The organism is Methylotuvimicrobium sp. KM1, from assembly GCF_044788715.1.
Taxonomy (GTDB): domain Bacteria; phylum Pseudomonadota; class Gammaproteobacteria; order Methylococcales; family Methylomonadaceae; genus Methylotuvimicrobium.
The window spans coordinates 2,691,216-2,703,589 of the sequence record NZ_CP173170.1; the positions used below are offsets into that span (position 1 = coordinate 2,691,216).

The following is a 12,374-nucleotide window of genomic DNA, read 5'->3' on the forward strand; positions in this document are numbered from 1 at the left end:
CGCTTAATAAAGCGCCATGAATTTTAACCTGCAAAGGGTATAACTGTATAACTGGGCCCGGCGATTGGCGATATAATATTGAATTTTTAGAACCGCAGTCATATCTCACAATTATGAAATCGAACATTATCGTCAGCGCGATTCAACAACCTTGTAATGCCGACAAAGCCGACAACCTGGATCTTTCGATCGACTTAATCAAAGAGGCCAAACAATCCGGTGCCAACTTGGCCGTATTGCCGGAGTTACATTTAGGTCCGTATTTTTGCCAGAATGAAGATTTCAACTCCTTTGCCACAGCCGAACCGATTCCAGGGCCGAGCACCGAAATACTGTCTCAGGTCGCCAAGGATCAAGAAATCGTCATTGTATCGACAATATTCGAAAAGCGCGCGCCTGGTCTTTATCACAATACTGCCGTGGTTTTCGACATAGACGGTTGCATCGCCGGTAAATACCGCAAGATGCATATTCCCGACGATCCCGGTTATTATGAAAAATATTATTTCACCCCCGGCGACATCGGTTTCAAACCGATAGAGACCTCGATCGGTAAATTGGGGGTTATGGTTTGCTGGGATCAGTGGTATCCGGAAGGCGCGCGCCTGATGGCCTTGGCCGGCGCCGATATTTTGATTTATCCGACCGCGATCGGTTGGGATCCTGCTGATACTAACGAGGAAAAGCAGCGCCAACTCGACGCCTGGATCACAATTCAACGCGCGCACGCGGTCGCTAACGGACTACCGGTCGTTGCCTGCAACCGCATCGGATTCGAAGCATCGCCCGATGACGCCTCGACCGGTATCGAATTCTGGGGCAACAGTTTTATTACCGGGCCGCAAGGCGAATTTCTCGCGCAAGCCGGATCCAGCGAGCAAATCATCCTAACCCAGGAACTGGACCGCGGGCGTAGCGAGCGCGTCAGACAAGTTTGGCCTTATCTACGCGACAGAAGAATTGACGAGTACGGCGATTTAATTAAACGATTTATTGATTAATTAGCTTAGAAAAAGCATTTCACCATGAAGGGCATGAAGATAATGAAGGAAAGAGATTTAGTACTTTATGAACTATCACAATATAACAGATGAACTCAATAGATGAACTCAATGCAGTAATACAGCGCTTTCAAATCCAGCTAGGATTTGGTCGTAAATAACTTCCTTATTTTAAGGAGGTTTCGGGGGCTCGATTGGCAAGTATCGGCGGCAAGGAAAGCCGCCGCCAAGCCTACAAGGACGCTTTCACGGCGTCCTGTCAAGCGAGTCGCCGCAAAGCCTACTACTTGTAGCAGTTATTCTGTGCATATTCCTTAGTTACCCATTTAAAATTGAAAACACTGTATCTTCAAGTCCTTCATGCTCTTCATGGTAAAAAATAAATGACATTTTTTGAAATCAGCGCCCTTTATGTATAGAACTTTCGCTCACCCAAGAGGTTAGCGGTAATGTTTAGGCAATCTCTTGAAATACTTAATAGACTTCATGTGCTTCATGGTTAAACTGCCGAATTCTGTATTATCGGCATATCGAAAAGTATAACTTTCGCACATCAACTTTCGGCATTAGCTCATAGAGGCACAAAGTGTCGGCGGATTTTTGCTCCTGCTCCTGCTATCTCTTATTATCAGACGTTCCATCATCGATGAAAAATATCTGTTCGACAACCCAACCGATCTTTCCGGCAATTCTTGGCTTGCTTATTTTTACTTTACTAAGCAGCTTAATGCCTCAAGTCGTTTTGGCTCAAAGCCAAAACGGCAAGCCTGTAACTTCCGAATATGACCCGGAGAACCTACGCAACAAAATCGAAGTACTCACCGCCCGGGAAGGTCTCGACGAAGGCGTCAAAACCAAAACGCTTAAATATTATCAGTCCGCGTTAGACAATCTCGCCAATACCGGAGAGTTTAATTTTCGCAGTGAAAACTACCAAAAAGCACTGCAACTAGCACCCGATAGAATTAAAAACTTACAAAATGAAATTAAGCAAACCCAACAAAAACTAGAGAAACAAAAGATAGAGGACTTCAGTCACATCCCTATCGAAGAGCTCGAACAACGCCTGATTATCGAAAAAGGCAAAATTAGCAACCTTGACCAACAAATCAAAAGACTCGACGCGCTATTGGCCGAACAGAACAGCCGTCCACAGCAAATTCGCCTAGAAACGGTTGAGGCCAAACAAGACCTCGATGCCGCCCGAAATAAGCTCGAAATCCCGCCAACGTCAGCAGAATCGAAGTTGGAAATTGAAGCCCGGCACATTCATTTAAAAACCTTGATCGAATCACGCACGGCCGAATTAAAAAAGCTGGAAATCGAGGCCGCCAGCAATCCGCTCAGGACCGAAGTCATCAAATCCGAACTGCAATTGTTGGATATGCAGAAGAATCTGCTCGCCCCTGTTATCGCTGCGATAGAAAGCACCCTGTCCGAACGCCGCCAACAAGAAGCCAAGGAAATGCAGAAGGCCCTCGATCAAGCGGAACAGGAGCTAGCCGATAAGCACCCGGTCATACAGCTTGTTACCCGCGAAAACATCCAATACAGTCGGGATCTTCAGGCCATCACAACCAAGATTGAACAAAGCGGCGAACAGAAAAACAAAATCGATAGCAAATCCGCCGAAATTGAGACCGATTTCAAAAGCGCCGAACGCAAAATCAGCTTAGCCGGACTCAGTCCTGCGCTTGGCAAAATACTGAGAGAACAACGGCGTAATTTACCGACCGCCGGGCAATTCTCATTGCAATCCCAGACCATACAGGACGAAACTGCTCAGACCGGCCTTGCGCAATTCAAGATTGAGGATCGACTTAAAGAATTAGCCGATATTGATTTGGAACTAAATAGAATCATGAATTCGGAAGTCGACAACAAGCTACCGGCTAATGAACGAATGATGATACAGGCCGAATTGCGCGTATTGCTCAATAACCAAAAAGACTTACTGAACCGATTATCGGTTGCTTACACGGCTTATTTGCGAACCCTAGGCGATCTAGATTTCGCAAGACAACAAATGCTTAGTCAAGCTGAAAAATTTGCCACTTATCTTGATGAACGTTTGCTGTGGGTGCCGAGTTCCGTTCCGATCGATACCGAATACCTCATCGACTTATTCGGTTCATTCCAATGGCTGCTGTCGCCTCTAAACTGGTTAAGCTTTACAAAAGACATCGTTAAAGCCGCAATATCAAAACCGCTGTTAAGTGCCTTTTCGATTATGATTTTAATTGTACTCATGACGGTCAAGGCTAAAGTCAAACATCAATTAACAGCCATTTCAAACCGAATCGGAAAAATCTATACCGACAAATTTTCCTATACATTGATCGCGATGGGCGACATTTTTGTTTTAGCGCTGCCCCTGCCCCTCCTGATTTTTTTGGCCGGCTGGTTATTGGCCGACAATCCTCATGTTACCGATTTTAGTCAAGCTATCGGAGCAGGATTACAGGCCGCCTCCATCCCGTTACTCACTCTTGCGGTATTTTATCGACTGTTCGCGCCGCAAGGTGTTGCTCAAAAACATTTTCTATGGCAAGCGAAAAATGCCGGGATATTTCGTAAACAAATTGCTTGGGTACGCTTTGTTGCTGTGCCTGGCGTGTTTCTGACCGAATTGAATGGAAGCTCCGCTATAGCATCGCATAGTGATAATCTCGGGCGATTGGCTGTTATTATCATAATGCTGTCTCTCGCCGCATTTTTATTCAATATCTTAAAGCCATCGAAAGGTGTGTTGCAGGATTATCTTGAAGCGAACCCGAACGGATGGCTTTATCGATCGCGCTATATTTGGTATCCGGCCGCGGTCATCGCCCCCTTAACTATCATTGGGTTTGCGACAGCCGGCTATTATTTGAGCGCACTGGAATTGCAGAACAAATTAATTGTAATGCTGAGGATGATATTTATCAGTATTATTATCTATGAGTTGGTGCTGCGTTGGCTAACCCTGGCTAACCGCCAACTGGCCCTGAAAAACGCACGGCAAAAACGCAAGACTGCCGCTGCCGCGCAAAGTTCGAAACCTACGACTACAGGCTCCGAAGATAATGTTGTAGTCGCCGAAGAAGAGCTACTGGATATTCCTAAAATCAATGCTCAAACTAAGGCGTTACTCAATGTCTTTATCGGCTTTACGCTTATTGTCGGCTCGTGGATGATATGGCGAAATATTCTGCCGGCCTTCTCGTTTTTCGACAACATCACGTTATGGCAACACCTCGTCACGGTAGATAATCAAGAAGTCTATCAGCCGATAACCCTAACCAATCTGTTTCTGGCCGGCCTCTATGCTTTCATAGCCGGTGTGGCGATCCGCAATTTTCCGGGGGTCATGGAGTTATTGATTTTTCGGCGCGTAACGGTCGACGCCGGCTTTCGTTATGCCGTCAATCACTTGGCCAAATATTTCTTAGTTTCGATCGGCTTTATCGTGGTTGCGAATGAACTGGGCGGCAGCTGGTCGCAAGTGCAATGGCTAGTCGCAGCACTCAGTTTAGGTTTAGGTTTCGGTCTACAGGAAATCTTCGCGAACATGGTTTCCGGCATTATTATTTTGTTCGAGCGACCTATCCGAGTCGGAGACGCCGTAACGATCGGCGATATCAGCGGCAAAGTTAGTCGCATCCAAATGCGTGCCACAACTGTTATTGATTGGGACCAAAAGGAATTAATCGTACCGAACAAAACATTCATCACCGAACAAATGATCAATTGGACCTTGACCGATCCGACGACACGGTTAGTGATCCCAATCGGTATAGCCTATGGTTCCGATATCGAACTAGCCCATAAAGTCATGCTGGAAACGGTTCGATCTACACCCTTGGTTTTGCAAGATCCAGAACCCAGTGTGCTGATGCTTGGCTTCGGCGACAGTTCTTTAGATTTTTCGATCCGGGTTTATGTTAGCGAATTGGCGCACCGACTACCGGTTACCCATGACATCCATTTCCGAATCGATCATGCCTTTCGCGAAAATCATATTGAAATTCCATTTCCGCAACGCGACCTTCATATCCGCTCGATCGTGGAAAACCCGGCAAATGGGCAAATAGTGCCGCCGTATCAGGCCACTTCGGAAATTCCGATATCTCAAACAACTTGAAATAAATATTCAACCTAGAAAAAGCATTTCACCCTGAAGACCATGAAGAGTAGCAAGTTAATTCAATAACTTGTTACGCGTTCGCATAAAACTTTCGCTCACCCGATAGGTTGGTAGGGGCTCAGACAACCTATTGAATTACTCAATGAACTTCATGGGCTTCATGGTTAAACTGCCGAATTTAGTTTTCACAAACTTGTCATTCTCCGGTCCATTCCTGCAATGCGGCAATAATACTTTTGGCTTGATCCGTACTGGAAATATTGAATTTGGATTTTTGTTGATATTCGCCGTTGCGTTTTTGATAACGGCGAATTGTATATTTATCCGGGCCGTAGGATTCTTTCTTGCGATCCCAATCTTGGTAACGATAGATCACCGTCGCCCAAGCGCCTTTACTCAATACTTTTTTATCAAGTTCCTTGACGGTTTCAATACCACCATCTTCGTAGGTGACAGTCAATTCATCTACAGTTTCAGCCATACAATCTCCAATAAGTTAAGTTTAAAAAACGTCTATCCTGTATATCGTTTCTTTGTCATAAAAAGATTCGGTATATCCTTACGCCGAATCATGCGATATTTTATGAAGCGTTCGGTTACTCACATAACAAAGCTAATAGATCCAAGAGGTTATTTACTCCCTTTATATACCTATCGGAGATCAAAATTCGGCACCGGGGTGCCCGTCAAAGGACGCCGTGAATACGTCCATGTAGGCTCTATGCCAGCTCCATGCTGGCAAAGCCTTTGCCGAGCACCCCGGCGCCTCCTAAGACACTGCCGAAATTTGAAGTGCGAAAGGTATACTCAAAAATTAGCTAACTTTATGAAGGTATGGGGGTGTGGCTAGCGAGGATGTCGGCAGCAGGGAGCGCTGCCGTCAAGCCCCCATGGACGGGTTTACCCAGCACCTAAATCCATAGTTCATTGGCTATGATTAGCTATCTAGGATAATTTAGGTGCTGGGTTTACGGCGTTCCTCGATAGATACATCCCATACCTTTTATTCTTAGACGGTTTTTCAATCAAAAGGAAGTATCACGAAATCCTTAGCTAGTCGGGTTTGCCGTCGATTCTAGGTGCCAATAAAATTGGCGCGTATACAAACACAAACAAGGCAAAGGCCGCCAGCCAAGCCAGTGTCGAAATATAAACAAACTGACCATACCAAGTAGGTAACAAAGCGGGAAGAATAACCCTAACGAAAGCAGATAAATTCAATAGAACAAAAGCGATGACGATAATATTCGAAACCTTCATAACTCGCCCCGTATGCCCCAGTGACACTCTGACCATCATGCCCAAGGTCAATACACCGATTCCCCCCAGCGTAAACGCATGCAAAACCAAAGAATAGGAAATTATTGCATAAGCCGCCAAAACAGTTAAGCCGAACCCCAAAATGATCCATCCGTAACCGATATATAATATCCATAACAACGGCACATACCAAACTTGCCGCACATGCCAACCGGCAATACGCACAAGATTGACTACCAAAGCGGCAATCGCACTCACAGCAAGAATGTGCCCGGATATACCGGCCATTTGCAACAAGAAAACCGAGGCGGCAGAAACAATCGACAAGACATCTAAAAGCGGATTGCGAATCGCGATAACGCCCTTTAAACCGCGTTCGGTAAAAAAAGGAAAAACACGTCCGGCAACGACCAAAATCATCACGATGATAATAGCCAAAAGCATATTAAGCCCCAGCATCGCCGTACTTTCATAAATATCAAGCATTTCAAGATGAACTAAAGCATTAGCCGCCGTCATCAACGCCAATAAGACTATGAAAACCAAACTCTTGTTATGACCTGATCGCATAATCGGTTGACTGACCGAATAAGCCAACACCGGTAAAAATGCAAAATCGGTCAACGCGATCAAAAAATCCGGTAATAACTCGGCATAAAAAGGCAAAATTCGGCCGTACAACCAAAGCAAACAAAGTCCGGCCAAACGATCACCGCTGGCCGTTGCCTGTCCGGTCCAATTTTTCACGGCAGTTAACAAAAAGCCGGCAATGACAGCCACCGAATAACCAACCAGCATTTCATGCGCATGCCAGATATTCGGTGCATAATAATTTTGAACCGACAACTCGCCTTTATAGATGGCATTCCATAACAAAATCAGCAATAACGCGAATAAACCGGCCAATATAAAAAATGGCCTGAATCCCAAACCAAAGACCGGGTAATCAAATACAGGCGTCGAATTACTATTGTTTTTGTTCATATTCCAGCCAATCCAGTTCAGCATCCGAGAAGCCTGCGATTATACGCATTTCGCGATTAAATGGGCCTTTCGGTTTGCCTTTGAAGTAATGATTGATAAGTTTTTTATAGGTTTCACTAGGGTCGAGCGATTGTTGGCGGCACTGATATTCCAACCATTTCGAACCTAATTGCACATGACCGACTTCATCATTCAAAATTCGGGTTAAAATCGTCACGCCTTGAGTATGACCCAGCGCTTCAAGTTTTTCGATCATCGCCGGCGTTACATCCAGGCCGCGCGCTTCTAAGCAGCGCGGCACAATAGCCAATCTTGCCAATAAATCGCTATGGGTATCTTGAGCATGATCCCATAAACCGCCATGTGCCGGCAAATCGCCATAATCGCAACCGAGTGTCGCAAGATGGTTGCTTAATAACGTAAAATGTTGCGCCTCTTCATCGGCTACGCGTAGCCAATCCCGATAAAATTCGTTAGGCAAGCCGCGAAATCGATAAATAATATCCCAGGCCAAATAAATTGCAACGAACTCGATATGCGCCAAGGCATGAAAAAATGCCGCAAGGCCTTCCGGAGTCGTCAATTGCCGTCGCGGCATCTGTTTCGGCGGCAACCATAGCGGCTTATCGGGAAATTGCGTGGCATTTATAGGTTTAGGCTTGTCTATCGATTCATAACTGAGTAAGCCGTCTTTGCAAAATTGCCAAGCCTGGTGAGTTTGCGACAACTTTTCCGGAATCGAGGCATGGAACAAGCAGTTTTCGGCTGTTCGAAATATGTTTTTCATTACCAAGGAATTCAAACGATGACTAAATTTAGGGATTTTTTACTCTTGGCTTTGTACTGCGGCTTTATTTTTTGGCTATCGCATCAACCTTCCCTGCCTGCGCCAATGTGGTTCGAGCATCAAGACAAACTGTATCATGCCGGCGCCTATTTTATTCTGGCTTTTTTCACCTGGCGTTTATTAACACACTTTATTTCGACTCCTCGGCACTTGGCTGTTGTGAGCCTTTTATTCTGCAGCATATACGGAATCAGCGACGAATGGCACCAATCTTTCGTCGACGGACGTTCTTCGGATGTTCTCGATTGGCTTGCCGATACGTTAGGCGCCGCAATTGCACTATTCATTCTGTATCAATTCACATCCCGCAGTCGCTTCCGTTAAAATATCCGTTTTTTTAAAAGCAGGTTAACACGATGTCTAACAACATACGCATTGAAAGATGGAGCGGAAAAGATTTGGAGAAATACATCTCCGACCTTGCTCGCCTTCGTATCGAAGTCTTTCATGATTTTCCCTATCTTTACGATGGCGATTACGACTATGAGAAGAAATATTTGCAAACCTATATCGATTGCCCGGAAAGCGTGATCGTATTGGCATTCGACGGCGATAAAATCATCGGCGCATCAACCGCGATTCCCATGAAATATGAAACCGACGAAGTCAAAAAGCCTTTTATCGAGCACGGCTATAATCCGGATGAAATTTTTTATTGCGGCGAGTCGGTTTTGAATAAAAATTATCGAGGCCTCGGCATCGGCGTCAAATTTTTCGAACAACGCGAAGCGCATGCCAGTGATCTGGGCGGTTTCAAACATATTTGTTTTTGTTGTGTCGAGCGCCCCAACAACCATCCCCGCCGCCCCGCCGATTACGTCCCGCTCGACAAGTTCTGGAACAAGCGCGGCTATGTTAAGCACCCGGAGCTACAAACAACTTATACTTGGAAAGACCTGGACGATGAAACCGAAACCCCTAAGCTGATGACATTCTGGTTGAAACATGACGATTAAAATAGCGGCTGCGCAATACGATATCGGCTTTCTCGAAACCTGGGCCAATTATCAAAGCAAAATCGAACGCTGGGTTCGGGAAGCCGCCGATGAAGGCGCAAAAATTTTAGTATTTCCGGAATACGGCAGCATGGAATTAGCTTCGCTTTTTTCGGAAGAAATATACAAGTCGTTGGAAAAACAACTGGATGCCATACAAAGCCTGCATGACGCTTATGTCGACTTATACCGATCGCTGGCACAGCAATATTCTTGCTATATCCAGGCTGGAACGTTTCCAGTCAAAATCGAAAACGGAGACTATCGGAACCGCGCATATTTATTCTGGCCCGATGGTCGCTACGATTTTCAGGATAAATTGCAGATGACACGCTTCGAAAACGAGCAGTGGTTGATCAAAAGCGGTGAAGCATTAAAATGTTTCGACACCGACTACGGCAAGATCGCGATCAATGTTTGCTATGACAGCGAATTTCCGCTGCTGGCCAGAAAACAAGTTGAAGCCGGCGCAAACCTGATTTTGGTACCGAGTTGTACCGATACCGTGGCGGGTTATCATCGTGTGAGAATCGGCTGCCAGGCAAGAGCCTTGGAAAATCAATGCTTTGTCGTACAGTCGCCGACAGTCGGCAACGCTCCATGGTCAGAGGCGGTCGATGTCAATGTGGGGGCTGCAGCGATTTATACGCCTGTCGATCGAGGGTTTCCAGACAACGGTATTGCGGCGATCGGTGAATTGAATGCCACGCAATGGGTCTATGCCGATATTTCATTGACCGGGATTGCAAAAGTCCGTGCAGAAGGCCAAGTCTTTAATTACAGAGATTGGCCTTTGCAAGAAAGATTCATTTAAATCAAACCTATTAGTGAAAAATAGACTCAAAGGAATAGCCGCCGAATTCCAATATTTCTTTGAGTCTTTTTAAACCGTCCATCTGAATCTGCCTGACTCTTTCCCGGGTGACCCCCAGCTCTTGAGCAACTTGTTCCAGAGTCGCTGACTCATGACCGCACAACCCATAGCGCCGACAAATGACTTCGCGTTGCTTTTCCGAAAGCTGATAGATCCAGTTCGTGACATTATCCTTGATACCTTCTTCTTGCAGGGTTTCGGTTGGAGACATGCTCCATTCATCAGAAATCGATTCAACCAACGGCTTATCAAAATCCTTTCCGGCCGGAACATCCACGGAGCTAACGCGCTCGTTTAATTTAAGCATTTTTTCGACGGTTTTGACTGGCTTATCAAGATGACGGGCGATATCTTCGGCATTCGGCTCATGATCAAGAATTTGCGCTAATTGTCTTTGCGCTTTGAGATAAACGTTCATCTCTTTAACAATATGGATCGGAAGCCTAATCGTACGAGTCTGATTCATGATCGCTCTTTCAATGGTTTGTCTTATCCACCAAGTGGCGTAAGTCGAAAACCTGAATCCTCGCTCGGGATCGAATTTTTCAACCGCCCTAATCAAGCCGAGATTGCCTTCTTCGATCAGATCCAGTAAAGGCAAGCCTCGATTTAAATAACGGCGAGAAATTTTTACGACTAGCCGAAGGTTGCTTTCGATCATGATTTTACGAGCCTCTTCATCGCCCCGTAAAACCCTTTTGCCGTACATTTTTTCTTGATCGGCAGTCAGTAATTTCGATCGACCCAGTTCATTCAAATAAAAACGTGTTGCATCGAATGTATAATCATTCTGGGAATCGTCAACGACTACATCTTCTATAACAGACACTTCCTCGAGACACAAACTTTGATCATCTTCATCTTCGAAAACGAGATCATCTGAGAGCGCACCGTGCGGTTTAATGGAAGTAACCTCAACGAATTCTTCTTTCATTATTATTAACCCCCAGGTTAATCGGCTATTGCCGAAGTGGTTTCGTCAATTTTTCGGCAAATACTCGAGTGGATTTACCGGATTTCCGTTTTTTCTTATTTCGAAATGCAGCGCGGCTTGCCCCGACGCTGATTTACCTAATTCAGCTATTTTTTGGCCTTTTTCCACATATTCTCCCTCTTCGACCAGCAATAGACTGTTATTGGCATAAGCACTCATGTACATTTCATTATGTTTAACGATGAGTAGATTTCCATAGCCGATTAAACCTGTACCGCTATAAACGACTTTACCTGTTTCCGTCGCCTTAACCGACTGACCTAAACGACCTGAGATATCTATTCCTTTTCTTCCGGATTGAGAAAAGTTTTTTAGTACTTTTCCGGTAATCGGCCACTGCCAGTGCAACTTTAACAGTTTTTTCTTATCATTTGAAACTATTGATTTTTTTTGTGACGAATTTCTCTTTTTAACTGGGGCCCGCACTAAGCTTCCCGGGTCATTTGATGGTTTGACGACAGTAGGTTTTTCGGGACCTGAATCAAACATTTTGAGCGTCTGACCGACCAATATTTTGTAAGGCGGTTTAATCCCGTTCCAGGCAGCAAGCACCTGATAACCATGTCCCGATCGAAACCCGATTGAATAAAGCGTATCTCCTGGTTGGACGATATAATAAGCGGAGTCAATCGTTGCTTTAGTCGGTTGGGGCCTTGATATGGAGGGGGTCGTCGCAACTTCCGAATCCGGTAAAACGACCTGCCCACAAGAAACAGCAACCCCGGCAAGCATCAATACCCAGCAATCGAGACGTGCAACTAATTTAAATAAAAACATTAGGCTACATACTTTAATAATAAATCTTTTGCTTGATTGATCTTAGACGACAAATAACCCGAGCCCCCCCGATCCGGGTGTAGTTTTTGCATTAACTTTCTATGCGCGGCAATAATATCCTGACGAGTTGCCCCTTGTTTTAATCCTAAAATCTCGTAAGCTTCTTCAACCGACATCGCGGCATTGCTAGAGCTCGAATAACGGCGTCCTTCGCTGCTTTGCTTGCCCGATTTAAACATAAACCAAAGTTTCTGTAATGCTGGGGCATAGTACAGCAAAGCGGGAACAAACCTAGTCAAGACAGCAACCAAGATACCCAAAAATGCTATCAACCAATTAAGCTTTCCTGTCGCGCCAAGATATAGCAGAACCAATCCGATGAAAACGGCGATTATCAGTTTTATATAACGAGCCACAACTTCAGGTGGACGGCTTAAAAACCCGCGTAATAACCAAAAAAAGACCGCTAGCGCCAATATCGCCAAATAGATCCGAATCAAAAATACTCTCCGATTA

11 protein-coding genes are annotated in these 12,374 nt (G+C 45.2%); 5 read left to right on the forward strand and 6 right to left on the reverse strand.

From position 1 onward, the window contains the following. The first annotated feature begins 113 nt into the window (after positions 1–113). Both ACINK7_RS11520 and ACINK7_RS11525 read left to right on the forward strand, forming a co-directional pair. Positions 114–1,001, forward strand: coding sequence for a carbon-nitrogen hydrolase (locus ACINK7_RS11520; protein ID WP_404355263.1), 888 nt, complete (start codon positions 114–116; stop codon positions 999–1,001). Positions 1,002–1,728: 727 nt separating this feature from the next. Next, positions 1,729–5,124 carry a mechanosensitive ion channel domain-containing protein gene (locus tag ACINK7_RS11525; RefSeq protein WP_404355265.1) on the forward strand — a complete coding sequence of 1,132 codons (3,396 nt, stop codon included), beginning with the start codon at positions 1,729–1,731 and terminating at the stop codon, positions 5,122–5,124. A 199-nt stretch (positions 5,125–5,323) separates the two neighbouring features. On the opposite strand, the gene ACINK7_RS11530 is transcribed toward ACINK7_RS11525, so the two are convergent. The 3 genes from ACINK7_RS11530 to ACINK7_RS11540 form a co-directional block, all read right to left on the reverse strand. Next, on the reverse strand, positions 5,324–5,608 hold the full coding sequence (locus ACINK7_RS11530; protein WP_404355267.1) for a hypothetical protein: 285 nt from the start codon (positions 5,606–5,608) through the stop codon (positions 5,324–5,326). 572 nt (positions 5,609–6,180) lie between these two features. After that, entirely contained in the window at positions 6,181–7,395 is a 1,215-nt protein-coding gene (locus tag ACINK7_RS11535; RefSeq protein ID WP_404355269.1) for an NnrS family protein, read from the reverse strand. After that, on the reverse strand, positions 7,355–8,158 hold the full coding sequence (locus tag ACINK7_RS11540) for a ferritin-like domain-containing protein (RefSeq protein WP_404355271.1): 804 nt from the start codon (positions 8,156–8,158) through the stop codon (positions 7,355–7,357). The genes ACINK7_RS11535 and ACINK7_RS11540 overlap by 41 nt, the downstream gene beginning before the upstream one ends. A gap of 18 nt (positions 8,159–8,176) precedes the next feature. Here ACINK7_RS11540 and ACINK7_RS11545 point away from each other — a divergent pair, with 18 nt between their 5' ends. From ACINK7_RS11545 to ACINK7_RS11555, 3 genes are read left to right on the forward strand one after another with little or no spacing between them, the layout of a single operon-like run. Beyond that, positions 8,177–8,542, forward strand: coding sequence for a VanZ family protein (locus ACINK7_RS11545; protein WP_404355273.1), 366 nt, complete (start codon positions 8,177–8,179; stop codon positions 8,540–8,542). Between the two features lie 32 nt (positions 8,543–8,574). Then, positions 8,575–9,174 (forward strand): GNAT family N-acetyltransferase, encoded by a 600-nt coding sequence (locus tag ACINK7_RS11550; RefSeq protein ID WP_404355274.1) that lies wholly within the window; start codon positions 8,575–8,577, stop codon positions 9,172–9,174. Beyond that, entirely contained in the window at positions 9,164–10,027 is an 864-nt protein-coding gene (locus ACINK7_RS11555; RefSeq protein WP_404355276.1) for a carbon-nitrogen hydrolase family protein, read from the forward strand. Before ACINK7_RS11550 ends, ACINK7_RS11555 begins: the two co-directional genes overlap by 11 nt. 10 nt (positions 10,028–10,037) lie before the next feature. Here the strand turns inward: ACINK7_RS11555 and rpoS are convergent, their stop codons facing one another. The 3 genes from rpoS to ACINK7_RS11570 are packed head-to-tail and all read right to left on the reverse strand — an operon-like array spanning position 10,038 to position 12,358. After that, positions 10,038–11,021: an RNA polymerase sigma factor RpoS gene (gene rpoS / locus ACINK7_RS11560; RefSeq protein WP_404355278.1), complete on the reverse strand. Its 984-nt coding sequence runs from the start codon at positions 11,019–11,021 to the stop codon at positions 10,038–10,040. 45 nt (positions 11,022–11,066) lie between these two features. Continuing rightward, a complete protein-coding gene (locus tag ACINK7_RS11565; RefSeq protein WP_404355280.1) occupies positions 11,067–11,858 on the reverse strand; it encodes a peptidoglycan DD-metalloendopeptidase family protein in 792 nt (263 codons plus the stop codon). Then, positions 11,858–12,358 carry a DnaJ domain-containing protein gene (locus tag ACINK7_RS11570; RefSeq protein WP_404355281.1) on the reverse strand — a complete coding sequence of 167 codons (501 nt, stop codon included), beginning with the start codon at positions 12,356–12,358 and terminating at the stop codon, positions 11,858–11,860. The genes ACINK7_RS11565 and ACINK7_RS11570 overlap by 1 nt, the downstream gene beginning before the upstream one ends. Positions 12,359–12,374 lie beyond the last annotated feature (16 nt).

What these genes read in the sequence shown, in the direction of transcription:
- ACINK7_RS11520 (WP_404355263.1), top strand. Translation starts at nt 114, where the DNA reads ATGAAATCGAACATTATCGTCAGCGCGATTCAACAACCTTGTAATGCC.
- ACINK7_RS11525 (WP_404355265.1), top strand. Translation starts at nt 1,729, where the DNA reads ATGCCTCAAGTCGTTTTGGCTCAAAGCCAAAACGGCAAGCCTGTAACT.
- ACINK7_RS11530 (WP_404355267.1), bottom strand. Translation starts at nt 5,608, where the DNA reads ATGGCTGAAACTGTAGATGAATTGACTGTCACCTACGAAGATGGTGGT.
- ACINK7_RS11535 (WP_404355269.1), bottom strand. Translation starts at nt 7,395, where the DNA reads ATGCTGAACTGGATTGGCTGGAATATGAACAAAAACAATAGTAATTCG.
- ACINK7_RS11540 (WP_404355271.1), bottom strand. Translation starts at nt 8,158, where the DNA reads ATGAAAAACATATTTCGAACAGCCGAAAACTGCTTGTTCCATGCCTCG.
- ACINK7_RS11545 (WP_404355273.1), top strand. Translation starts at nt 8,177, where the DNA reads ATGACTAAATTTAGGGATTTTTTACTCTTGGCTTTGTACTGCGGCTTT.
- ACINK7_RS11550 (WP_404355274.1), top strand. Translation starts at nt 8,575, where the DNA reads ATGTCTAACAACATACGCATTGAAAGATGGAGCGGAAAAGATTTGGAG.
- ACINK7_RS11555 (WP_404355276.1), top strand. Translation starts at nt 9,164, where the DNA reads ATGACGATTAAAATAGCGGCTGCGCAATACGATATCGGCTTTCTCGAA.
- rpoS (WP_404355278.1), bottom strand. Translation starts at nt 11,021, where the DNA reads ATGAAAGAAGAATTCGTTGAGGTTACTTCCATTAAACCGCACGGTGCG.
- ACINK7_RS11565 (WP_404355280.1), bottom strand. Translation starts at nt 11,858, where the DNA reads ATGTTTTTATTTAAATTAGTTGCACGTCTCGATTGCTGGGTATTGATG.